The sequence below is a fragment of the Advenella sp. S44 genome (assembly GCF_002810445.1).
Taxonomy (GTDB): domain Bacteria; phylum Pseudomonadota; class Gammaproteobacteria; order Burkholderiales; family Burkholderiaceae_B; genus Advenella.
In genome coordinates this window covers 110,244-132,942 of sequence record NZ_NEXS01000003.1, presented here as the reverse complement: position 1 = coordinate 132,942, position 22,699 = coordinate 110,244, and the positions used below count along the sequence as shown (strand labels likewise).

Below are 22,699 nucleotides of genomic sequence, written 5' to 3'. Positions count from 1 at the left end.
ATATCATGACCGTAATTGCAGTTATGCACTGCGATCCGGTGTGTTGTCGGCGCCTTCGTGGTTACGCGCCGCCTTTTCCGCCAGCCCTGACAGGCCCTCTCGACGCGCAAGCTCAGCCAGCACATCTTCAGGCCGAAGCCCATAATGGGTTAACGCGACCAGGCAATGAAACCACAAATCAGCCGTTTCAGACACGATCCGCTCGGGCACGCCATCTTTTGCGGCCATAACCAGCTCGGTTGCTTCCTCTCCGATTTTCTTCAGGAAGGCGTCAGGCCCACGCGCCAGCAATTTGGCCGTATATGACGATTGTGAATCACCGCCGGCCTGCGGCCGGCGCGTTTCAAGCACATCGGCCAGACGGGTCAGAATGTCGGCACCGGTGGGGGTAGACGAGTGCGCTTGCGTCATTTGTACATACTCTCGGGGTTTTTGAGCACCGCGTCAGTGACTTGCCATTGCCGCTCCTGCGCCGTGCCGGCAAGTTCACGATAAAAACAGCTCTCTCTGCCGGTATGGCACGCCACACCGCCCTGCTGCTCAACGGTAAGCAATATCACATCTCCGTCGCAATCCAGACGCAGCGAACATACCCGCTGGGTATTGCCCGACTCTTCGCCCTTGCGCCACAACCGCTTGCGCGAACGCGACCAATAAACGGCCCTGTCGGTTTGCGCGGTTTCGATCAACGCCTCGCGGTTCATCCAGGCCACCATCAGGATGCGGCCGCTTTGCCAGTCCTGCGCAATGGCGGGCACCAGGCCGTCTGCATCGAATACGACGTCATCTATCCAGTTCATTGCGTGTTCCTGACTTGTATTCCGCGTTCCGTCATATACGCCTTGGCTTGCGCGATACTGTAATCGCCGTAGTGAAAGATGCTGGCAGCCAGCACGGCGCTGGCGCGTCCTTCATTGACGCCATCGCAAAGATGCTGCAAATTGCCTACGCCACCCGAAGCGATCACCGGCACCGCAACGGCGTCGGAGATGGTCCGGGTTAGTTGCAAGTCAAAGCCGGCTTGTGTGCCGTCCTGATCCATGCTTGTGATGAGTAGTTCACCGGCGCCGTATCGCGCCATTCGCACAGCCCACGCAACGGCATCAATACCGGTAGGTTTGCGTCCGCCATGAGTAAATACCTCCCAGCGCAACGGCTCACCCGCAGCCGAAACGCGTCGGGCATCAACGGCCACCACAATGCATTGCGAGCCATAATAATCGGCGCAGGCACGCACCAGTTCCGGCTCATTGACGGCAGCACTATTGATGGATACCTTGTCGGCGCCGGCATTGAGCAGGCGCTGCACATCGGGTAGCGCGCGCACCCCGCCGCCGACGGTGAGCGGAATAAATACTTCGGATGCCACCTGCTCTATCATGGACAAGGTCAGATCCTTGCCGTCGCTGGTGGCGGTAATATCCAGAAAAGTGAGTTCGTCGGCTCCCTGCTCGTTATAGCGCCTGGCGATTTCCACCGGATCACCGGCATCGCGCAGCTGAACGAAATTCACGCCTTTGACGACGCGGCCAGCTGTAACATCCAGGCACGGTATCACGCGCGTGGTCAGGGTATGCGCCGGAGCCGTTGAATGTGTCACTCCAGTTCATCCCCGTTCAACTCGTCGGCCAGATCCTGCGCTGCCTGGAAATCCAGGGTGCCTTCGTAGATGCTGCGTCCCAGAATGACGCCTTCGACGCCTTCCTGCTCCACCTCGCATAACGCTTCAATATCGGTCAGGTCTGTGACACCGCCAGAGGCAATCACCGGAATCCTGACGTGTTGTGCCAGACGCACGGTGGCTTCGATATTGACGCCAGTCAACATGCCGTCGCGGCCGATATCGGTATAAATGATGGACTCAACGCCATAATCTTCGAACTTGCGGCCCAGATCAAGCACATCGTGCTTGGTCAGCTTGCTCCAGCCGTCAGTGGCCACCTTGCCATCCCTGGCATCGAGCCCCACGATGATATTGCCCGGAAAAGCGCTGCAGGCATCCTGTAAAAATCCAGGATCCTTCACCGCGGCGGTGCCGATAATAATGTATCGGATGCCGAAATCCAGGTACCGTTCGATGGTATCCAGATCCCGGATGCCCCCACCGATCTGGACAGGAATGTCGTCTCCAACGGCACGTACAATGGCCTTGATCACGTCTTCGTTCCTGGGCTTGCCGGCAACGGCTCCGTTCAGGTCGACCAGATGCAGGCGTCTTGCGCCCTGGTCATACCATTGTTCCGCGACGGTAACCGGGTCTTCGGAAAAAATGGTGGCGTCCTGCAAGTCCCCTTGGCGCAGGCGGACACAACGTCCGTCCTTCAAATCAATGGCTGGTATGAGCAGCATAACAATTAGATTATCAAAATGAGAATAAAAATAAAATCATGAACGCATGAGGCGATTTCACAATTCACCCAACTGCCAGGACCGTAATGGTCAGATATTCCAGTTTACAAAATTCCGATAAAGACGCAAGCCATATTCGCCGCTTTTTTCGGGATGGAACTGTACCGCAAAAATATTGTCCCGCGCCACGGCGCAGGTAAAATTGTGTCCGTACACGGTCTCTCCGACCGAAATGGCCTCTTGCGCCGGGTCTACATAATAACTGTGTACGAAATAAAAGTAGCTATTGTCCTCAATACCATCCCACAGCGCATGGGCCTTTGCCTGCTTCACCCGGCTCCAGCCCATATGCGGCACTTTGAGCGGACGTGCTTCGTGCTGCACGAGCATGACAGACGTATCGGACTGCTCCTGTAGATTCACGGCAAATTGCGGTCCCGAAAACTTGCGCACCGTCCCCGGGAAAATGCCCAGGCACGGTACATCGCCCTCTTCGCTGTGCTGCATCAACATTTGCTCGCCAACACAGACGCCCAAGAGGGGCTTGCTATCGGCCGCACGAATCACCGCTTCCATCAGTCCACAGCGTTGCAGGTTGCGCATGCAATCTGGCATCGCGCCCTGTCCGGGGAAAACGATCCGATCCGCTTTGTCCAGCGCCGCCACATCAGATGCCAGGTAAACATCGGCATCGCTTGCGACATGACGCAGGGCGCGTGCTACTGAATGCAGGTTCCCCATACCATAATCAACAATGGCAATTTTGCTGCTCATCCAGGCATTCCCGACATTACAGCACGCCTTTGGTGGAAGGAATCACGCCTTGGCTGCGCACATCGGGCGTCAGCGCCATGCGCAAGGCGCGTCCGAATGCCTTGAACACGGTTTCGGCCTGATGATGCGAATTTGAGCCACGCAGATTGTCGATATGCATGGTCACCAAAGCATGGTTGACAAATCCCTGGAAAAATTCACGCGTCAGGTCAACATCGAAGCGCCCCACATGCGAGCGGGTAAACGGAATGTGGTATTCAAGTCCGGGCCGACCCGAGAAATCGATGACCACGCGTGACAACGCCTCATCCAGCGGCACATAGGAATGCCCATAGCGGGTGATGCCTTTTTTGTCGCCCACGGCCTTGGCTACGGCCTGGCCCAGCGTAATACCAACGTCTTCCACCGTGTGGTGATCGTCGATATGCACATCGCCTTCACACTTGACATCAAGGTCAATCAGGCCGTGGCGGGCAATCTGGTCGATCATGTGATCCAGAAAAGGCACGCCGGTATCGATGGACTGTTTGCCTGTGCCATCCAGGTTCAGGGAAACCGCAACGCGGGTTTCATTGGTATTTCGGGTAATGTCAGCGGTTCGCATAACTTATCATCAGGTAGTGGAATTGAGGCGGTAACGCGCGCTCTGTGCATGCGCCGGGAGGCCTTCGCCATCAGCCAGCTCAGCAGCAATCGCCCCTAGTGTAATCGCTCCTGCCTCGGACACCTGGATAATACTGCTGCGTTTCTGAAAATCATAGACGCCCAGCGGCGAGGAAAAGCGAGCCGTACGCGCCGTTGGCAGCACGTGGTTGGGTCCGGCGCAATAGTCACCCAGTGCTTCGGAAGAAAATGGTCCCAGAAAAATCGCACCCGCATGGCGGATTTTTTCAGCAAGCGCCGCGGCATTTGCCGTGGAAATCTCCAAGTGCTCCGGGGCAATTTCATTTGCAATAGTGACCGCTTCGTCAAGATCACGCACCAGAATCAGCGCGCCGCGAGCCGACAGGCTTTGCCTGAGAATATCGGAGCGCGGCATGGTGGGCAGCAGTCGCTCAATCGCCTCCTGCACCTGTTCCAGGAATCCGGCATCGGGGCACAGCAAAATGGCCTGGGCCAGCTCGTCGTGTTCGGCCTGGGAAAACAGGTCCATGGCAATCCAGTCTGGCGGCGTTGTGCCGTCACAGATAATCAGAATTTCACTCGGACCAGCGACCATATCAATGCCTACCGTACCGAAAACCCGGCGCTTGGCCGCAGCCACATAGGCGTTGCCAGGACCGACGATTTTATCCACGGCGGCAATACTGTCGGTCCCATAGGCCAGCGCGGCCACGGCCTGGGCACCACCGATGGCCACCACGCGGTCGACCCCGGCCACGGCCGCAGCGGCCAGCACCAGCGGGTTGCGCACGCCATCGGGCGTGGGCGTGACCATAATCACTTCGCTCACCCCGGCTACCTTGGCCGGAATCGCGTTCATCAGCACTGAAGAGGGATAGGCGGCCTTGCCGCCCGGCACGTAAAGGCCGACGCGATCCATAGGCGTGATTTTCTGACCCAGCACGGTGCCATCCTCTTCCTGGTACTGCCAGGATTCGGCTCGTTGCCTGTCATGATAAATGCGCACGCGATGCGCGGCCTGCTCCAGCGCCTTGCGACGGGCCGGCTCCAGCGCGGCCAGCGCGGCCTTGCAGTCTGCAGCGGAAATTTCCAAATCCGGCATACCGGCCACCGCCAAGCGGTCGAAACGGGCGGTGTATTCCAGGACAGCGGCGTCGCCGCGCTGCCTGACGTCTTGCAAAATATCGGCGACCGCCTGCTCAATATGGGCGTTTTCGCCTGCCTCGAAAGCCAGCAGCCGCCGCAGCGCTGCGGCAAAGCCGTCGCTACGGGAGTCCAGTCGATTAATTACAGGTTTCATAAGCTCAGATTAATCCTGCGAGGGCGTCGCACGTTCAAAAGCATCCAGGATGGGCTGCAGTACCGCAGCACGTGTTTTGAGCGCCGCCTGGTTGACGATCAGGCGCGAAGAAACCGGCATGACGTCTTCGACGGCGACCAGGCCATTGGCACGCAGCGTACCGCCGGTAGAGACGACATCGACAATGGCGTCGGCCAGTCCCACCAGAGGCGCCAGCTCCATGGAGCCATACAACTTGATAATATCAACATACACACCCTTGCGGGCAAAATGCTCGCGCGCGACGTTGACATACTTGGTCGCCACACGCAATCGCGCGCCCTGGCGCACAGCGGCTTCATAATCAAAGCCTTCACGAACGGCAATGGCCAGCCGGCAACGTGCAATATCCAGGTCGATCGGCTGATACAGGCCGCCCGGGTGCTCTTTGCTGTATTCGTACAGCACATCTTTGCCGGCAATGCCGAAGTCGGCCGCGCCATATTGGACATAGGTGGGCACATCGGAGGCGCGCACAATCAAAATCCGCAAATCATCGCGGCTGGTGGGCAGTATCAACTTGCGCGACTGGTCGGGATGCTCGGTCACGACGATGCCTGCCTGCTCCAGCAGCGGCAGCGTTTCTTCGAAGATACGCCCTTTTGACAGGGCCATGGTCAGTTGAGGATTCTGTGTCATGATGATCAGCTCCGCAGTCGCTGGATGTCGGCGCCCACCGCCTGCAGCTTGTCTTCCATTTTTTCGTAACCCCGATCCAGATGGTAGATGCGATCTATGATGGTTTCACCGGTCGCTGCCAGGCCGGCAATAACCAGGCTGGCCGAGGCCCGCAGATCGGTCGCCATGACCTGGGCCCCCATGAGCTGCGACACACCGTTGATAACTGCCGTGTGGCCGTCCAGCTCAATATCTGCCCCCATACGCATCAGTTCGGGCACATGCATGTAACGGTTCTCGAAAATATTTTCCACAACCACTGCCGTGCCGACCGCCACCGTGTTCAGCGCCAGCAATTGGGCCTGCATATCTGTCGGAAACCCCGGGTATTCGCGAGTCCGAAAGCCCACGGCCCTGGGCCGTGAATGCATTGAGGCCCGAATCCAGTCTGCACCCGTTTCGATTGTCACGCCGGCGTCAATCAGCTTGTCCAGCGTGGCGCCCATGGTATCGGGCGCGGCATTGCGCAACATAATGTCGCCGCCGGCTGCGCCGACCGCACACAGGAAAGAGCCGGCTTCGATCCGATCAGGCACCACAGTGTAGTCTGTGCCGTGCAGGCGCTCAACGCCGTCAATCACGATCCGGTCCGTGCCGTGGCCGGAAATACGCGCGCCCATGGCGATCAGCATTTCGGCCAGATCCACCACTTCAGGTTCGCGCGCGGCGTTCTCCAGCACAGTCTGTCCATCGGCCAATGCCGCTGCCATCAGGAATTGTTCAGTACCGCCAACCGTCACCATATCGGTCATAATAGAGGCGCCCTTCAGGCGTGTGGCGCTTGCCACGACAAATCCGTGCTCTACGGCGATGTCTGCGCCCAGCGCCGTCAGGCCCTTGATATGCTGGTCTACCGGGCGCTGACCGATGGAGCAGCCGCCGGGCAGGCTGACCTTGGCCTGCCCAAAGCGCGCCAGCAGCGGGCCCAGTACCAGGATGGAGGCGCGCATGGTCTTTACCAGCTCGTATGACGCTTGCAGACTGCTGATCTGATCAGCCTGCAAATGCACAATACCGCCGGGTTCCTGGGTGATCTTCACGCCCAGGTCAGCCAGCAGGCGCACCGTGGTGCTAATGTCGTTGAGCTGCGGCACGTTGCGCAGCGTCACGGGCTCTGCCGTGAGCAGTGCCGCGCACAGAATCGGCAAGGCCGCATTCTTGGCGCCGGAAATGCCGATTTCGCCGTTCAGGCGTCGCCCGCCGACAATTCTGAGTTTATCCATGCTTGCGGTACTCGTCGGGAGTCAGGGTTTTCATTGAAAGCGCGTGAATTTCGGCCTTCATTCTTTCGCCTAGCGCAGCGTACACTGCCTGGTGTCGCGCGATAAGGCGCTTTCCTTCAAAAACGCTGCTGACGATCAGCGCCTCGAAGTGCGAGCCATCGCCGCGCACTTCGATGTGCTCACAGGGAAGGTGCGATTCGATGTATTGCTGAATCTGTTCGGGGGTAGGTAACATAGTCATGTCCGGAGTTTATATCCCTGAGCAAGCAGACGCAGGGCGTAAGCAGAAAGCAACGCAAAAAAGGCCGCGACCACGGCAACGCTGTGCCATGGCGAGACATCCGATACTTCGAAAAATCCGTAGCGGAAACCGTCAATCATGTAGAAAACCGGATTCCAGTGCGATACCGACTGCCAAAAAGGCGGCAGCGAGTGAATGGAATAAAACACACCCGATAAAAAAGTCGCGGGCATGATCAGAAAATTCTGAAACGCCGCCAGTTGGTCGAACTTTTCCGACCACAGGCCGGCAATAATGCCCAGCACCGCCAGGATACAACAGGAAAGCACCGCAAACACCAATACCCACACGACGCTGGCTGGCCAGATGGGCACGAAGAACGTGGCTACAATCCAGATTCCGAGCCCGACCGCAAGAGCACGCAGGACGGCGGCGATCACATATGCCGCAAAAAATTCGTAATGCGACAGCGGCGGCAGCAGCACAAACACCAGATTGCCGGTAATGCGGCTTTGAATCAGCGACGATGAGGGATTGGCAAAAGCGTTTTGCAACATGCTCATCATCATGAGCCCGGGAATCAGGAAGGCGGTATACGGGACCGAATCGTACATGCGGACACGATCTTCCAGCACGTGCGCAAACACCAGCAGATACAGCATGGCTGTCATGACCGGCGCGGCAACCGTCTGGAACGCCACTTTCCAGAAACGCAGCAATTCCTTGTAGAGCAGGGTCGGAAAGCCGGAACCGAACTTGATATCCTTCTGCAGCGGGCTCATGATGCGGCGCGCTCCTGCATGCCGTTATGCATAATGTGTACAAAAGCCTCTTCAAGGTCACGTCCGCCCACGCGCGCCATAAGCGCCTGGGTCGTATCCAGGGCGACGATTTGCCCGCGCTTGAGCAGCGCGATGCGGTTGCACAAGGCCTCGGCCTCTTCCAGATAATGGGTGGTCAGCATGATAGTATGGCCGCTTTTGTTCAGTCTTGAGATAAAGTCCCACAGGCTGCGGCGCAGGTCGACGTCTACGCCGGCCGTCGGTTCATCCAGAATAATCACGGGAGGGCGGTGCACCAGTGCCTGGGCGACCAGCACACGCCGCTTCATGCCGCCGGACAACGCGCGCATATTGGCCTGCGCCTTGTCAGTGAGGCCCAGGTTATGCAGAATCTCGTCGATCCAGTCGTCGTTACGGTGGATACCGAAATAACCCGATTGCAGGCGCAGCGTTTCGCGCACCGTAAAAAACGGATCGTACACCAGTTCCTGCGGCACCACGCCCAGCGAGCGGCGAGCCTGCTTATACTGCGATGCCACATCGAAACCGTAAATGCTTGCCGCGCCAGCGGTAGGACGCGACAGACCCGCAAGCAGGGATATAAGCGTGGTCTTGCCGGCCCCATTGGGACCGAGCAGGCCGAAGAATTCGCCTTCTTCGACCGTGAAACTCACATCATCGAGCGCCCGAAACGGCTGGCGCGAGGCGTCATCCCGCGGCGGCAGGAAACGCCGCCAGCCCGCATTGCGGGCACTTTCATAGACTTTGGAAAGATGTTGTACGTGAACGGCAGACATGGCTATAAAAAAATGCTTGCCTCACCAATGAAGCAAGCATTCCATTATAGCCCAAACGCCCGCACAATCAGCGATTGAGCGCCTTGATCAGGCCATCAATGCCGCCTTGCGAAATCTGGCCGGCAAACTGATTGCGGTAATTCTGTATCAGCCAGATGTTTTCCACATTCAGGTCATAGATTTTCCAGCCGTCGCCGGCTTTTTCCAGACGATAATCAACCGAGACAGGCCCCTGCCCTGCGGTAATCGTTGAGCGCACGACAACATCGCTGGCATTGGCATCACCACGAAACGGCTGCATTGTGATTGTGGTGCTGGGCGTCACATTACGGAAGGCCCCACTGTAGGTGCGCAACAATGTCTGCTTGAATCCATTGACCAGCGCCGAACGCTGTTGCTCGCTGGCCTGGCGCCAGGGCTGGCCGACAGCCAGCCGAGTCGTTTTTTCCATATTGATATGCGGCATCAGATATTGTGTGACAATGCCGTTGATGGCACTGACGTCGCCGCTTTTGGCCGCATCGTTCTGGTTCACAGCCTGCAGGGTGTTATCGGCGATCTGCTCAACAAACTGATTCGGGTCCTGAGCAGCCACGGCCGCCTGCATGGCTCCTGCTGACAGAAACCCGGCGATCATGGCGGCCTGCGTGGTCCTGAGAATACCTGCGAATTTCATACGTGATCTCCTTTCTGATCTGTGACGTGGCAGCCCGGGTGGCCGGCTCCTGCCCCAATTAACTTATTGTATTTCCGAGCATACATGGGAAATGTCAGTAAGAGTAAAAGAACCTGCCGAATGAAACAGCCTGAAAGCGATGGGATCAAAATCGCATTTCAGGCTGTTGTTATCGTGCGCGCAATTACTTGCTTTCCGGATCAGAATAGACCGGCAAAGACGGATCGGCACTGGCCGGGCCAGATGCTGGCGCGGAAACCGGCTTCTGTCCAGTTTGGGCAGGGCCTGTCACGGGCGCACTCGACGGTCGGGAGTCCGGCTTCTGTCCGGTTTGGGCAGCGCCAGCTGCCGTGGCAGCATCCGCTTGCGGATCGTCATATACCGGCAGATTTGGATCGGCGGCGCCGCCAGCTGCACCAGTATTGTCGGCCTCGGGGTCATCGTATGAGGGCAGACCGCCATTGCCTCGGTCCTGCGCATCTGGCTGGTTCAGAATCACAGGGCCCAGTTTCTGGTTCAGCAGCGCCTCACGACGTTGCAAATAGGCATCACGCAGGAAGCTGTAACGATCCAGCGCGACATCGTCCATCAGATCACTGGCGTTGAGCAGATTGGCTCGGGAATTAACAAGACTGATTCCCCAGACTGTATTGCGGACCGGGACGTCGTTGATTGCACCCGGCGACGCATAGACCGCGGATCCGCCGAATCCATCGCCCACCGTACCGGCGGTATCGCGGATCGTAGAAGGGCCCAACAACGGCAGGACAAAATAAGGACCTTGACCGATCCCCCAGACGCCCAGGGTCGTACCGAAATCGTTACGGATGCGCGGCGCGCCTTTCATAGATGCGACGTCGATACATCCACCGAGGCCCATGGTGGAGTTAAACAGCACCCGCCCAAAGGTATTGACCGAATCCAGGCCACGGCCCTGCAAAAAGCTGTTGACGCCGGACCAGATATCACCAAAGTTATTGAAAATATTGGTCACGCAGGTGCGTACCGGACTAGGCACAACCGCCTTGTAGCCCTTGGCAACGGGTGTCAGAAGATTACGGTCGACGGCATCATTGAATGCAAACATGCTGCGGTTATAGCTTTCCAGCGGATCGCCAGGCGTGGGATTTTTAACCGTCGCACAACCGGCAAGCAGCGCCAGCGTGGATCCCAGGCCGATCAGGCGTATTTGTGTTTGTTTCATATGACACTCGTTGTTGTATTTGGCAGGTCGATTCTGGGTCTTTCCAGCCAGCGGCTCAAAACACCAGACTATCCCGCCCTTGCGTTAGCCTAAATATACCAGTAATTGAACGATTATTGCACAGGCGCCGGTGCCGATGCCGGTGGCGTTAGCGCCGGTGGCGAGTCGTCCTGCTGCTCTGCGCCAGAACCGCCCGGCGCACTGGAGCCTTCAGACTCGGCCTTGGAAAACAGGAACTTGCTGATCAACTCTTCAAGCACGACGGCACTTTGCGTATAGGTGATTTCACTATTATCGGCCAGATTCTTTTCCTCGGCGCCCGGGGTCAGGCCAACATACTGTTCACCCAGCAGACCCGAAGTCATGATAGACGCCGAGCTGTCTTCGGGGAACTGGTAGCCGGCATCGATATCCATGCCCACGACCGCCTTGAATACTTTATTGTCAAACGCGATATTGCTGACGCGGCCGACTACCACGCCGTTGCTCTTGACCGGAGAACGCACTTTAAGCGCGCCGATATTTTCGAATTTGCCGGTAACATGATAGGTCTGCCCGATGGAAAAGGTCCGCAGGTTGCCGGCCTGCAGCATCAGGAAGATCGCAGCCACAATACCCAGCAATACGAACAAACCAACCAGAAAATCTGTTTTCTTACTCATTTGAAATTAACCTTTTTCGTGTGCATGTCACAAAACGCGACTAACCACCGAACATCACTGCGGTAAGCAGGAAATCGAGCGCAAGCACTAATAGCGAACTGACCACAACTGTGCGGGTCGTGGCGCGGGCGACGCCTTCGGGGGTGGCTCGCGCCATCCAGCCCTCATAGACTGAAACCAGCATGACTGCCAGACCAAAGACGACGCTTTTGAAAAATCCTGCCAGAATATCGTTTCTGATATCGACCGCGCTCTGCATTTGCGACCAGAATGAGCCACCATCCACGCCAATGAGCACTACGGCGACCAGCCAGCCTCCAGTAATACCGACAGCCGAGAAAATCAGCGCCAGAATTGGCATGGCGATCACGCCCCCCCAGAAACGCGGCACCACAATACGCTTTAACGGATTGATCCCCATCACTTCAATGGCGGCAATTTGTTCGCCGGCTTTCATCAGGCCGATTTCCGCGGTAATGGAGGTGCCAGCCCTGCCGGCAAACAGCAACGCAGTCACTACCGGCCCCAGTTCGCGCACCAGGCCGAGGGCTACCATGACGCCCAGCGCCTCTTCGGAGCCATAGCGGGTCAGCGTATAGTAACCCTGCAAACCCAGCACAAAACCCACGAACAGGCCGGATACCGCGATAATAATCAGCGAATAGTTGCCGATAAAGTGGATCTGTTCGATCACCAGCCTTGGGCGTCGGAACACAATACTCGTACGCGCCAGTACGGCAAGGAAAAACCGAAAGAAAACGCCCAGCGTCAGAATGGGCCGGGTAATGCGTGTTCCCAGCGCCGTAATCCAATTGACGATCATTTGATACCCTCGCGATGACGGCGCAGCCAGCGATCAAAATCGTCGGAAGGCGGATACTCGAACACCACCGGTCCGCTGGATGCGCCCTTGAGGAACTGTCGCGCCAGTGAATTGTCCGTCTGGCGCACCTGCTCGGGCGTGCCCGATACCACCAGGCTGCCGTCACCCACCATGTAAACCTGGTCAGCAATCAGAAAAGACTCTTCAAGATCGTGAGTAATAAGCACGGTGGCGCATCCGAGCTTGTCGGTCAGACTGCGGATCAGGCGGGCCGTCATGCCAAGTGAAATCGGGTCCAGACCGGCAAACGGTTCATCGAACAAAATAATTTCCGGCTCCAGCACAATGGCCCGGGCCAGCGCGACGCGGCGTGCCATACCCCCGGAAATCTCCGACACGCTCAAATGTGCCGCGCGCCGCAGGCCAACCTGATCCAGCTTGTCCAGCACCTTGTCAAGGATCACGGCTTCGCTGTCCTGACTCAGTTCGCGCAGGGGAAACGCAACGTTGCCAAAAACGCTCAGATCGGTGAACAATGCGCCTTGCTGAAACAGCACACCCATACGACGACGCACGCCGCCCAGTTGCTGGGGCGTCATGCGATTGATGTCATGTTCAAAAACCGTGACGGTGCCTTTTTGCGCGCGAAGCTGGCCGGTTGCGGCCCGCAACAGCGTCGTTTTTCCGGAACCGGAACCACCAATAAGGGCAACCACTTCGCCTTTGTGTACTTCGAGATTCAAATCCCGCAAAATGACGCGTGTATCGTAACCAAGGGTGACATCCGCGAACCGGATTAGCGGCGAGGAGGAGTGACGTGACTCTGCTGTCATCAAAGAATTTTCTTGAAAAAGAGACCCTATTGTATCTGTTTAAAAGGAGTTGGTAAAAGCAAAACGCACAAATGCGCAAGTGTCTGTGCAGGTTGCAAACAGACACTTGCGCAAATAAAAGAGAGCTATCCGAATTTGCGTAATCACGCGTAACAATTACCGAACAGCCGCGCCAGCAGAAAATCAGCGCGGCAGCAGCGAGCTGCCCATCAGAAATTCGTCCACTGCACGCGCGCACTGACGCCCTTCGCGGATGGCCCAGACCACCAGTGATTGGCCGCGCCGCATATCGCCAGCAGCAAAAATTTTGTCACGGGATGTGCGATAGTTCTGCTCATTGGCTTTGACATTGCCGCGCTGGTTCTTTTCTACACCGAACGCATCAAGCACCGCTGCCACAGGAGAAACAAAACCCATGGCCAGAAAAACCAGGTCCGCCTTGAGTTCGAATTCGGAACCTTCGACTTCCTGCATTTTCATCTGGCCGGTGGTTTCGTCCTTGATCCACTCCACCCGCACACAGACTATCTTTTTCAGCTTGCCCTTGTCGCCTTTGAAGCATTTGGTGGTGATCGCCCAGTCGCGCTCGCATCCCTCGGCATGAGAGGACGACGTGCGCAGTTTGGCGGGCCAGTAGGGCCATGTCAGCGCCTTGTTCTCGTGCTCCGGCGGCCGGGGCATGAGCTCAATCTGCGTGACCGATGCCGCGCCCTGGCGGTTACTGGTCCCAACACAATCGGACCCGGTATCGCCGCCGCCAATCACAACAACGTGCTTGCCGGCAGCCGAGATCTGGTTTCCCATGCGGTCACCCGCGTTGCGCTTGTTCTGCTGACGCAGAAAATCCATGGCAAAGTAAACGCCAGTCAGCTCGCGTCCGGGCACCGGCAGATCACGCGGCATTTCAGAACCACCGGCCATAACGACCGAGTCGAACTGCTTGTCCAGTTGTGCGGTCGTGATCACGTTCAGCCCGTCTTCGGTGGCATCGCCTGCGGCGCCCACATACGTAGAGGCCTGAAATTCAACACCCTCGGCCTCCATTTGCGCCACCCGACGCTCGATCAGACTCTTGTCCAGCTTGAAGTCGGGAATGCCATAGCGCAACAGCCCGCCAATACGGTTGCTTTTTTCAAAGACCGTCACGCTATGGCCGGCGCGCGCCAATTGCTGCGCGGCGGCCAGCCCGGCTGGGCCGGAGCCGACAACGGCGACTTTTTTACCGCTTTTTCTCAGGGGCGGCTGCGGCACGACCCAGCCTTGGCTCCACCCCTTGTCGATAATGGCATGTTCGATAGACTTGATACCGACCGGATCATTATTGATATTGAGCGTACAGGCCTCTTCACAAGGCGCCGGACAGATGCGGCCGGTAAACTCCGGGAAATTGTTGGTCGAATGCAGCACGTCCAGCGCCTGCTTCCACTCATTACGGTACACCAAGTCATTCCAGTCGGGAATAATATTGTTGACCGGGCAGCCAGTATTGCAAAACGGAATGCCGCAATCCATACAACGCGCACCCTGCACCTGCGCCTGTTTGTCTTCAAGCGCCAGCACAAACTCTTTATAGTGTTTCAGGCGCGCACCCGGCGCCTCGTATGATTCAGCGACCCGCTCAAATTCAATAAAACCGGTAATTTTACCCATAATAGATCGTTCCTTAAGCTGCTTTGCGCGCGGTTTGTTCTGACTGCCAAATTTCTGCCAGTGCCCGTTTATAGTCGGAAGGCATCACCTTGACAAATTGCTTGCGGGCCTTGCTCCAGTCTCCGAGTAAATCGCGCGCGCGGAAGCTGCCCGTGAGGCGAAAATGGTTTTCCACCAGTGTGCGCAGAATAGATTCATCGGTCTGGCGCTCCTGCCCGCGCTGGACACAATGCCAGCCGTCCTGCCGGTTTTCCTTGAGCTGATCTTCATGGGACAGCACTTCACCCAGCTCGACCATGGTCATGTTGCATCGTGATCTGAGCTCCCCTTCTGGATCCCATACATACGCCACACCGCCAGACATACCCGCGGCAAAATTGCGGCCGGTCTGCCCAAGCACAACGACCGTGCCGCCGGTCATGTATTCACAACCGTGATCGCCCGTGCCTTCCACAACGGTGGCTGCGCCGGAGTTGCGCACGGCAAACCGCTCGCCGACAACGCCATTGAAGTAGGCATCGCCAGCCAATGCGCCATAAAGCAAGGTATTGCCCGCAATAATATGATCAGGACCATAGCCGCGAAAATCATTGGGGGAGCGCACAATAATGCGCCCGCCAGACAGCCCCTTACCCACGTAGTCATTGCCTTCGCCGACCAGATCAAACGTAATGCCATGAGCCAAAAAGGCACCAAAGCTCTGGCCTGCGGTGCCGTTCAACTGAACGTGAATGGTGTCTTCGGGTAATCCTTCATGGCCATATTTACGGGCGACAGCGCCAGACAGCATAGCCCCCACCGTCCGGTTGCGGTTGCGAATCGGCACAATGAACGACACTTTCTCGCCGCGCTCCACCGCGGCCTTGCTGCGCTCGAGCAATTGAATATCCAGCGCCTTGTCCAGGCCATGATCCTGCTCTTCGGTGTGTCGCACCCCGGTATCCACCTCAGGCTGGTGAAAGAGATTGCTAAAGTCCAGGCCCCGCGCCTTCCAGTGCTCGATACCGGCACGCATGTCCAGCAGATCGGCGCGACCGACAAGCTCATCAAACTTGCGGATACCCAGTTGCGCCATGATTTCGCGCACTTCTTCGGCGATGAAGAAAAAGAAATTGACCACGTGTTCGGGCTTGCCCTGAAACTTTTTGCGCAGCACCGGATCCTGTGTTGCAACACCAACCGGACAGGTATTCAGATGACATTTGCGCATCATGATACATCCCTCCACAACCAGAGGTGCCGTCGCAAAACCGAATTCGTCGGCCCCCAGTAGCGCGCCAATGACCACATCGCGTCCGGTCTTCATCTGGCCATCGGCCTGCACGCGTACGCGGCTGCGCAATTTGTTGAGCACAAGCGTCTGCTGGGTTTCAGACAATCCCAGTTCCCACGAGGTGCCGGCGTGCTTGATGGAAGAGATCGGCGAGGCTCCTGTGCCGCCGTCATGCCCGGCAATCACGATGTGATCGGACTTGGCCTTGGCCACACCGGCCGCCACCGTGCCCACGCCAACCTCGGACACCAGTTTGGTCGAGATGGACGCAGAGGGATTGACGTTTTTCAGATCGTGAATCAGCTGCGCCAGATCTTCAATAGAATAAATATCATGATGCGGCGGTGGAGAAATCAGGCCCACGCCCGGTACCGAATAACGCAGCTTGGCAATGTATTCGGATACTTTGTGGCCAGGCAACTGGCCACCCTCGCCGGGCTTGGCGCCCTGCGCCATCTTGATCTGAATCTGGTCGGCGCTGGACAGATATTCTGCGCTGACGCCAAAACGGCCCGACGCAACCTGTTTGATTTTTGAACGCAGTGAATCGCCTTCCTGCAGCGGCACATTGACTTCGATGCGATCCGTGCCCAGCACCGATGCCAGCGAGTCGCCTTTTTTGATGCCGCTGGCGCCAGTGCGCAGCTCGTTACGGTAGCGCAATTCGTCTTCGCCACCCTCGCCTGTGTTGGACTTGCCGCCAATGCGGTTCATGGCCACGGCCAGCACCGAGTGCGCTTCGGTAGAGATGGATCCCAGCGACATGGCGCCGGTGGCAAAGCGCTTGACAATTTCCTTGGCCGGCTCGACCTCTTCGAGCGCAATGGCCTTGGCCGGATCAACGCGAAACTCGAACAGGCCACGGAAAGTCATGTGACGGCGCGACTGATCGTTGATCAGCTGGGCGTACTCCTTGTAGGTGCGATAGTTATTGGCACGCGTGGAATGCTGCAGCTTGGCAATGGAGTCGGGCGTCCACATGTGGTCTTCGCCACGAACGCGATATTCATACTCGCCGCCGGCGTCCAATGCATTTTTCAAGACCGGGTCTTCGCTGTAGGCTGCCTGATGCAGTCGCAACGCTTCTTCAGCCACCTGGAAAATATTGATGCCCTCTATCTTGCTGGGCGTGCCGCTGAAATACTTGTCAACCAGCGCCGATTGCAGGCCGACGGCTTCGAAAATCTGCGCGCCCGTATACGACATATAGGTCGAAATGCCCATTTTGGACATGACCTTGTTCAGGCCTTTGCCCACCGCTTTCACATAGTTTTTGACTGCTTTTTCCGGTTCGGGAAAGCCCGCCAGGGTTTCCATGATCAGATTCGGATAAATAGCTTCGGCGCCAAAGCCACCGAGCAGCGCAAAGTGATGCACTTCGCGTGCCGAGCCGGTTTCCACCACCAGGCCGGTAGCGGTGCGCAGGCCCTCGCGGATCAGATGCTGGTGCACGGCCGACGTTGCCAGCAAGGCCGGAATGGCCACCCGTTCGGCATCCATATTGCGATCCGACAGAATCAGGATGTTGAGCCCGCTGCGCACTGCGTCTGCGGCGCTGGAACACAAGGCGGCGACACAGGCTTCGATGCCTTCACTACCCCAGCTTGCCGGATAGGTGATATCCAGCTCGGCACTGCGGAACTTGTTGTCGGTATATTTTTCAATATCGCGCAGCACCGCCATGCCGGCAAAGTCCAGAATGGGCTGCGACACTTCGATCCGCTGCGGCGGATTCACGTTATTGATATCCAGCAGATTCGGCTTGGGCCCGATAAAGGACACCAGCGACATCACGAGTTGCTCACGGATCGGATCTATAGGCGGATTGGTAACTTGCGCAAACAGCTGCCGGAAATAATTGTAGAACGACTTCGGACGGGATGAGAGTACGGCCAGTGGCGTATCGTTACCCATGGAGCCAATGGCTTCTTCGCCGTTGTTGGCCATGGGCTGGACAATAAACTTGAGATCTTCCTGAGTCCAGCCAAAAGCCTGCTGACGATCCAGCATGGCGGACGGCGCACTGATCGCTTGCGGGTGATTCTTCTCGTGGATGAGAATGTCGTCGAGCTTGACGCGCAGGCGCTTGATCCACTGGCCATACGGACGGTTATTGGACAACTGCGATTTGATTTCATCATCGCCGATGATGCGACCCTGCTCCAGGTCAATCAGCAGCATACGACCCGGCTGCAATCGCCATTTTTTGATGATGCGGTTTTCCGGCACGGTCAGCGTGCCGGCCTCGGAAGCGAGGATCACCATATCGTCGTCGGTAATCAGATAGCGGGCGGGCCGCAGGCCGTTGCGGTCCAATGTGGCGCCGATCTGCCGACCATCGGTAAACGCCACAGCCGCCGGGCCATCCCAGGGTTCCATCCTGGCTGCGTTGTATTCGTAGAATGCACGTCGGTTCTCATCCATCGTGGCATGCTGCTCCCACGCTTCGGGAATCATCATCATCATGGCATGGGACAATGAATAACCGGAAGTGACCAGCAGTTCCAGGCAATTGTCGAACGTGGCAGTATCAGACTGGCCCTCGTAAACGATCGGATACAGTTTTTTCAGGTCGTCGCCCAGCACGGCGGACTCCATCATGCCTTCACGAGCACGCAACCAGTTGAAGTTGCCCTTGACGGTGTTGATCTCGCCATTATGCGCGATCATGCGATAGGGGTGGGCCAGCGGCCAGGCCGGGAACGTATTGGTGGAGAACCGCTGGTGAACCAGCGCCAGCGCAGAGATAGCGCGCGTATCGGCCAGGTCACGATAGTAGATGCCAACCTGGTTGGCCAACAGCAGTCCCTTGTAGACAACAGTGCGGACTGAAGCCGACGGCACAAAATATTCCTGGCCATGCGCCAGGCGCATGTTTTGAATCGCGTGGCTGGCTGTTTTGCGGATAACGTAGAGCTTGCGCTCCAGCGCATCAGGCACCATGACGTCGGGCCCACGGCCAATAAAGAGCTGGCGAATAAGCGGCTCGCAATCGCGCACGGTGGGCGACATTTCCATATCATGGTCAATGGGCACATCGCGCCATCCCAGCAGCACCTGGCCTTCGTCGCGCACGGCGCGTTCCAGTTCTTTTTCACAGGCCAGACGCGAGGCGGTTTCCTTGGGCAGGAACACCATGGCCACACCGTATTCGCCCTCGGGGGGCAGTGTCACGCCCTGCCTGGCCATTTCCTCGCGATAAAGCGTATCGGGAATCTGGATCAGGATCCCGGCACCATCGCCCATGAGCTTGTCGGCGCCCACTGCGCCGCGGTGATCCAGGTTTTCGAGAATCTTCAGGCCCTGCTGGATAATGGCATGGCTTTTGCGGCCCTTGATATTGGCCACAAAACCGACACCACAGGCGTCGTGCTCATTGGCCGGATCGTACATGCCCTGAGCTTTTGGCATGCGATGGGGGCGGTGCCCGATGGCGGGCGCGTCGATAACCGACACCTGTTCGGTGCAAGAAAGTGAGTGAACTGACATAGGAAACTCCGCAGGGTGCTGCGTAAAAAAAGGTGCTGCGTAAAAGCGGCCACGCAAAAGGTGCGCCGGGATAAACGCGCGGGATCGAAGCGCTTACTGCGGACCTTTATCGTGCAGCGCAATAATGGATGAGAAAGAATACCGCCATTACGACAGTCGTGGCAAGCAAAATAATTAGGGACGTACCCTATCAATTAGCGCACTATTTTGGTTCAATTTTAAATAGGGACAGATTAAAGCTGTGCATCGATTACGGTACAATAAGTCGTCGATTTCATTGCGCTTTTCCTATCGCGCTTATTCACAGAAAGGCAAACCCCTGCCTTTCGTCACCACCAGGTCACCATGTCTTTTTCCACCCTTCCCCTTTCCGATGCTCAGCAGAAAAACCTGGCCGAACTGGGCTTTCAGACCATGACGCCGATTCAGTCGGCCAGCCTGCCAGCCGTACTGGAGGGCCGCGACGTGCTGGCCCAGGCAAAAACGGGTAGCGGTAAAACCCTGGCTTTTGCACTGGGCCTGCTGCAACGGCTGAACCCCGCCTATTTCGGCTGCCAGGCGCTGGTCCTGTGTCCGACGCGGGAATTGGCCGAGCAGGTCGCACAGGAGGTCCGCAAGCTGGCGCGGGCACTGGGCAACATCAAAGTGCTTGCACTATATGGGGGCACGGCGCTGAAACCGCAGGCAGAATCGCTCCAGCATGGTGCACATATTGTGGTAGGCACGCCCGGTCGCGTGCTGGATTTGGTAGATCGCGATGTATTAAATCTGTCTGCCGTCAAGGTACTGGTGCTGGATGAAGCCGATCGCATGATCGACATGGGCTTTTACGAAGACATCAGTGCGATCACGCAGGCCTGCCCGCTCAAACGGCAGAATCTGCTGTTTTCTGCAACGTTCCCGCCCGCCATCCTGAAAGCGAGCGAGGGATTTCTGGTGAACCCGGTGCACGTTCGGGCAGACGACAAACCCGATCACCCTGAAACCGACTCCTGGTTCGTGTCTACCGAAGACACCGACCGATTCGACACCACCGCCACACTGCTCCATGCCTATCGCCCCGTCTCTACGCTGGCCTTTTGCAACACCAAGGCCCAATGCGAGGCGCTGACCAGTTCCCTGCTGGAACGCGGCATTGAAGCGCGCACCCTGCACGGCGATATGGACCAGCGCGACCGTGAAGATGTTCTGGTCGACTTTATCGGACAGAGTTGCTCGGTTCTGGTGGCGACCGATGTGGCGGCGCGAGGCCTGGATATTTCCACACTGGATGCCGTCATTAACGTCGATATGTCACCCAACGTGGAAACCCATATTCATCGAATCGGCCGCACCGGTCGGGTGGCCGGACGAGGCGGGCTGGCCCTGACCTTATGCACACCCAAAGAGAAATTTCGCGCCGAGCGCATCGAACAGGCACTGGGCAAGCCGCTGGCCTGGCTTGACATGGACTCGCTGCAGCGCGCTCGCGGGACCTTTACGCCGCCCATGCGCACCATCTGCATTCGTGGCGGCAAAAAGGACAAGCTGCGACCAGGCGATCTGCTGGGAGCCCTTACCAAAGACCTGGGCCTGCAGGCAGATCAGGTCGGCAAAATCAGCCTTTTTGATTTCGTGGCGTTCGTGGCCATTGATCGCAAAATAGCAGAAGATACCTTGCAGCGCCTGAGTCAGCGTCCCGTCAAGGGCCGATCGTTCCAGATGCGCTTTCTGAGCTAAACAAACCGTTCGAGCCTGCGCCGAACAGCTCAAGCTGGCTTCCAAAAACTCAGGCTGGCTCGCCAGCATTTGCGCGCGTGCCGCTTACCGTTTGTCCCACCGCCTGTTCCCACTGCGCCATGCGGGCTTGTGCCTGATCCCGGCTCATGGCGGGCTCAAAGGTTTTGTCGATGCGCCACATCTGCCCGATCTGCCTGACATCGGACCACACCCCAGACTGCAGGCCCGCCAGATAGGCAGCGCCCAGCGCCGTTGTTTCAACCACTTGCGGCCGCAATACGGGAATACCCAGCAGGTCGGCCTGAAATTGCATCAGCGCATCGTTCACACTGGCCCCGCCATCGACCCGTAGCTGCTCCAGCCCCACGCCGTCGCGCGCCATCGCCGACAACAGCGCAGCGCTTTGATAAGCAATACTTTCGACAGCCGCGCGGGCAATATGGGCTGCCGTGGTGGCACGACTGATTCCGACCAATGTTCCGCGAGCCTCGGCGTTCCAGTACGGCGCACCCAGGCCGGTAAAGGCGGGTACAAACACCACTCCGCCGCTGTCGGGGACCGACAGGGCAAGCGCCTGCACATCACTGCTTTTTTTGATAATGCCTAGTCCGTCCCGCAACCACTGCACGGCCGCCCCCGCCACGAAAACACTGCCTTCCAGCGCGAACTCAGGTTGCCCCTCACCGTACTGTGCCACGCGTGTCGTCAGCAGCCCGTTTTCCGAACGAGTAAAGTGTTCACCGGTGTGCAGCAAGGCAAAGCAACCGGTGCCGTAAGTATTTTTGGCCATCCCGGCACGCGTGCAGGCCTGGCCGAAAAGCGCGCTATGCTGATCGCCCGCCACGCCACAAATGGGCAGCACATGGCCTAGCAGGTCTTCCCGGATGTCTCCGTAATGAGCACTGGAGGGCAGCACCTGCGGCAGCAGACTGCTGGGAATGTGAAACAAGTCCAGCAGTTGCTGGTCCCATTGCCCCGTATGCGCATTCAACAGCAAGGTGCGCGAAGCGTTGGTGACATCGGTGGCGTGAACGTTCCCGCCGGTCAATTGCCAGATCAGCCAGGTGTCGATTGTGCCGAACAGCAATTCGCCCTTTTCAGCACGCGCCCTGGCCTGCGGCACATGCTCCAGCATCCAGGCCAGTTTACTCGCGGAAAAATAGGCATCCAGACGCAGGCCGGTTTGCTCGCGAATCAGCGTTTCATGTCCCTGTTCACGCAACTGGCGGCATAGCGCTTCCCCACGACGATCCTGCCAGACAATAGCTGGGCCCAGCGGCTGGCCGGTTTTCCGGTCCCATAGAACCGATGTTTCGCGCTGATTGGTAATGCCAACCGCGCGCACTCGCTCGATACTCACGCCGGACTGGTGTAGTACCTTTTGCATCGTGACCAGCTGGGTGCGCCAGATTTCCATGGCATCATGCTCGACCCAGCCCGACTGCGGATAATGCTGGGTGAATTCCTGCTGGGCAATGCCGAAAATACGGCCATCGCAGTCAAACAGAATACTGCGGGAACTGGACGTTCCCTGATCCAGCGCCAGCAAATAATCCATACTCG

The 22,699-nt window shown here is 57.6% G+C and carries 21 protein-coding genes; 1 reads left to right on the top strand and 20 read right to left on the bottom strand.

The features are described from left to right. Positions 1 to 21 precede the first annotated feature (21 nt). From CAP48_RS04570 to CAP48_RS04480, 19 genes are all read right to left on the bottom strand, one after another. The gene (locus CAP48_RS04570; RefSeq protein ID WP_100694851.1) at positions 22 to 411 is read right to left on the bottom strand and encodes a phosphoribosyl-ATP diphosphatase; all 390 of its coding nucleotides are present in this window, start codon (positions 409 to 411) and stop codon (positions 22 to 24) included. Beyond that, entirely contained in the window at positions 408 to 800 is a 393-nt protein-coding gene (gene hisI / locus CAP48_RS04565; protein WP_100694850.1) for a phosphoribosyl-AMP cyclohydrolase, read from the bottom strand. The genes CAP48_RS04570 and hisI overlap by 4 nt, the downstream gene beginning before the upstream one ends. Then, on the bottom strand, positions 797 to 1,600 hold the full coding sequence (gene hisF, locus CAP48_RS04560; RefSeq protein ID WP_100694849.1) for an imidazole glycerol phosphate synthase subunit HisF: 804 nt from the start codon (positions 1,598 to 1,600) through the stop codon (positions 797 to 799). Before hisF ends, hisI begins: the two co-directional genes overlap by 4 nt. Next, a complete protein-coding gene (gene hisA / locus CAP48_RS04555; RefSeq protein WP_100694848.1) occupies positions 1,597 to 2,349 on the bottom strand; it encodes a 1-(5-phosphoribosyl)-5-[(5-phosphoribosylamino)methylideneamino]imidazole-4-carboxamide isomerase in 753 nt (250 codons plus the stop codon). The genes hisF and hisA overlap by 4 nt, the downstream gene beginning before the upstream one ends. A gap of 90 nt (positions 2,350 to 2,439) precedes the next feature. Next, positions 2,440 to 3,123: an imidazole glycerol phosphate synthase subunit HisH gene (gene hisH / locus CAP48_RS04550; RefSeq protein WP_100694847.1), complete on the bottom strand. Its 684-nt coding sequence runs from the start codon at positions 3,121 to 3,123 to the stop codon at positions 2,440 to 2,442. Between the two features lie 16 nt (positions 3,124 to 3,139). Beyond that, on the bottom strand, positions 3,140 to 3,727 hold the full coding sequence (hisB, locus tag CAP48_RS04545) for an imidazoleglycerol-phosphate dehydratase HisB (protein WP_100694846.1): 588 nt from the start codon (positions 3,725 to 3,727) through the stop codon (positions 3,140 to 3,142). A 9-nt stretch (positions 3,728 to 3,736) separates the two neighbouring features. After that, positions 3,737 to 5,047: a histidinol dehydrogenase gene (gene hisD, locus CAP48_RS04540; RefSeq protein ID WP_100694845.1), complete on the bottom strand. Its 1,311-nt coding sequence runs from the start codon at positions 5,045 to 5,047 to the stop codon at positions 3,737 to 3,739. A gap of 9 nt (positions 5,048 to 5,056) precedes the next feature. Then, positions 5,057 to 5,725 (bottom strand): ATP phosphoribosyltransferase, encoded by a 669-nt coding sequence (gene hisG, locus CAP48_RS04535; protein ID WP_100694844.1) that lies wholly within the window; start codon positions 5,723 to 5,725, stop codon positions 5,057 to 5,059. Between the two features lie 5 nt (positions 5,726 to 5,730). Next, positions 5,731 to 6,987: a UDP-N-acetylglucosamine 1-carboxyvinyltransferase gene (gene murA, locus CAP48_RS04530; RefSeq protein WP_100694843.1), complete on the bottom strand. Its 1,257-nt coding sequence runs from the start codon at positions 6,985 to 6,987 to the stop codon at positions 5,731 to 5,733. Further along, on the bottom strand, positions 6,980 to 7,222 hold the full coding sequence (locus CAP48_RS04525) for a BolA family protein (protein ID WP_192871286.1): 243 nt from the start codon (positions 7,220 to 7,222) through the stop codon (positions 6,980 to 6,982). The genes murA and CAP48_RS04525 overlap by 8 nt, the downstream gene beginning before the upstream one ends. A 2-nt stretch (positions 7,223 to 7,224) precedes the next feature. Further along, positions 7,225 to 8,010 (bottom strand): ABC transporter permease, encoded by a 786-nt coding sequence (locus tag CAP48_RS04520; protein WP_100694841.1) that lies wholly within the window; start codon positions 8,008 to 8,010, stop codon positions 7,225 to 7,227. Next, positions 8,007 to 8,807, bottom strand: a complete 801-nt coding sequence (locus CAP48_RS04515) for an ABC transporter ATP-binding protein (protein ID WP_100694840.1) — start codon at positions 8,805 to 8,807, stop codon at positions 8,007 to 8,009. The genes CAP48_RS04520 and CAP48_RS04515 overlap by 4 nt, the downstream gene beginning before the upstream one ends. Before the next feature lie 67 nt (positions 8,808 to 8,874). Beyond that, positions 8,875 to 9,483, bottom strand: coding sequence for a phospholipid-binding protein MlaC (locus CAP48_RS04510; RefSeq protein WP_100694839.1), 609 nt, complete (start codon positions 9,481 to 9,483; stop codon positions 8,875 to 8,877). Positions 9,484 to 9,667: 184 nt separating this feature from the next. Next, a complete protein-coding gene (locus CAP48_RS04505) occupies positions 9,668 to 10,687 on the bottom strand; it encodes a VacJ family lipoprotein (RefSeq protein WP_100694838.1) in 1,020 nt (339 codons plus the stop codon). Between the two features lie 113 nt (positions 10,688 to 10,800). After that, on the bottom strand, positions 10,801 to 11,349 hold the full coding sequence (gene mlaD, locus CAP48_RS04500; protein WP_100694837.1) for an outer membrane lipid asymmetry maintenance protein MlaD: 549 nt from the start codon (positions 11,347 to 11,349) through the stop codon (positions 10,801 to 10,803). A gap of 40 nt (positions 11,350 to 11,389) precedes the next feature. Continuing rightward, positions 11,390 to 12,172: a lipid asymmetry maintenance ABC transporter permease subunit MlaE gene (gene mlaE / locus CAP48_RS04495; protein WP_100694836.1), complete on the bottom strand. Its 783-nt coding sequence runs from the start codon at positions 12,170 to 12,172 to the stop codon at positions 11,390 to 11,392. Beyond that, positions 12,169 to 13,005 (bottom strand): ABC transporter ATP-binding protein, encoded by an 837-nt coding sequence (locus tag CAP48_RS04490; protein WP_100694835.1) that lies wholly within the window; start codon positions 13,003 to 13,005, stop codon positions 12,169 to 12,171. Before CAP48_RS04490 ends, mlaE begins: the two co-directional genes overlap by 4 nt. Positions 13,006 to 13,188: 183 nt before the next feature. Then, positions 13,189 to 14,655 carry a glutamate synthase subunit beta gene (locus tag CAP48_RS04485; protein WP_100694834.1) on the bottom strand — a complete coding sequence of 489 codons (1,467 nt, stop codon included), beginning with the start codon at positions 14,653 to 14,655 and terminating at the stop codon, positions 13,189 to 13,191. Between the two features lie 13 nt (positions 14,656 to 14,668). Then, the gene (locus CAP48_RS04480; RefSeq protein WP_100694833.1) at positions 14,669 to 19,417 is read right to left on the bottom strand and encodes a glutamate synthase-related protein; all 4,749 of its coding nucleotides are present in this window, start codon (positions 19,415 to 19,417) and stop codon (positions 14,669 to 14,671) included. Between the two features lie 345 nt (positions 19,418 to 19,762). On the opposite strand from CAP48_RS04480, the gene dbpA reads away from it, so the two are divergent. After that, entirely contained in the window at positions 19,763 to 21,136 is a 1,374-nt protein-coding gene (gene dbpA, locus CAP48_RS04475) for an ATP-dependent RNA helicase DbpA (RefSeq protein WP_100694832.1), read from the top strand. Between the two features lie 49 nt (positions 21,137 to 21,185). Here dbpA and glpK read toward each other — a convergent pair whose 3' ends face one another. Further along, positions 21,186 to 22,694, bottom strand: coding sequence for a glycerol kinase GlpK (gene glpK, locus CAP48_RS04470; protein ID WP_100694831.1), 1,509 nt, complete (start codon positions 22,692 to 22,694; stop codon positions 21,186 to 21,188). Positions 22,695 to 22,699 lie beyond the last annotated feature (5 nt).

Coding starts and splice junctions, on each gene's coding strand:
- CAP48_RS04570 (WP_100694851.1), bottom strand. CDS start 411: ATGACGCAAGCGCACTCGTCTACCCCCACCGGTGCCGACATTCTGACC.
- hisI (WP_100694850.1), bottom strand. CDS start 800: ATGAACTGGATAGATGACGTCGTATTCGATGCAGACGGCCTGGTGCCC.
- hisA (WP_100694848.1), bottom strand. CDS start 2,349: ATGCTGCTCATACCAGCCATTGATTTGAAGGACGGACGTTGTGTCCGC.
- hisH (WP_100694847.1), bottom strand. CDS start 3,123: ATGAGCAGCAAAATTGCCATTGTTGATTATGGTATGGGGAACCTGCAT.
- hisB (WP_100694846.1), bottom strand. CDS start 3,727: ATGCGAACCGCTGACATTACCCGAAATACCAATGAAACCCGCGTTGCG.
- hisD (WP_100694845.1), bottom strand. CDS start 5,047: ATGAAACCTGTAATTAATCGACTGGACTCCCGTAGCGACGGCTTTGCC.
- hisG (WP_100694844.1), bottom strand. CDS start 5,725: ATGACACAGAATCCTCAACTGACCATGGCCCTGTCAAAAGGGCGTATC.
- murA (WP_100694843.1), bottom strand. CDS start 6,987: ATGGATAAACTCAGAATTGTCGGCGGGCGACGCCTGAACGGCGAAATC.
- CAP48_RS04525 (WP_192871286.1), bottom strand. CDS start 7,222: ATGTTACCTACCCCCGAACAGATTCAGCAATACATCGAATCGCACCTT.
- CAP48_RS04520 (WP_100694841.1), bottom strand. CDS start 8,010: ATGAGCCCGCTGCAGAAGGATATCAAGTTCGGTTCCGGCTTTCCGACC.
- CAP48_RS04515 (WP_100694840.1), bottom strand. CDS start 8,807: ATGTCTGCCGTTCACGTACAACATCTTTCCAAAGTCTATGAAAGTGCC.
- CAP48_RS04510 (WP_100694839.1), bottom strand. CDS start 9,483: ATGAAATTCGCAGGTATTCTCAGGACCACGCAGGCCGCCATGATCGCC.
- CAP48_RS04505 (WP_100694838.1), bottom strand. CDS start 10,687: ATGAAACAAACACAAATACGCCTGATCGGCCTGGGATCCACGCTGGCG.
- mlaD (WP_100694837.1), bottom strand. CDS start 11,349: ATGAGTAAGAAAACAGATTTTCTGGTTGGTTTGTTCGTATTGCTGGGT.
- mlaE (WP_100694836.1), bottom strand. CDS start 12,172: ATGATCGTCAATTGGATTACGGCGCTGGGAACACGCATTACCCGGCCC.
- CAP48_RS04490 (WP_100694835.1), bottom strand. CDS start 13,005: ATGACAGCAGAGTCACGTCACTCCTCCTCGCCGCTAATCCGGTTCGCG.
- CAP48_RS04485 (WP_100694834.1), bottom strand. CDS start 14,655: ATGGGTAAAATTACCGGTTTTATTGAATTTGAGCGGGTCGCTGAATCA.
- CAP48_RS04480 (WP_100694833.1), bottom strand. CDS start 19,417: ATGTCAGTTCACTCACTTTCTTGCACCGAACAGGTGTCGGTTATCGAC.
- dbpA (WP_100694832.1), top strand. CDS start 19,763: ATGTCTTTTTCCACCCTTCCCCTTTCCGATGCTCAGCAGAAAAACCTG.
- glpK (WP_100694831.1), bottom strand. CDS start 22,694: ATGGATTATTTGCTGGCGCTGGATCAGGGAACGTCCAGTTCCCGCAGT.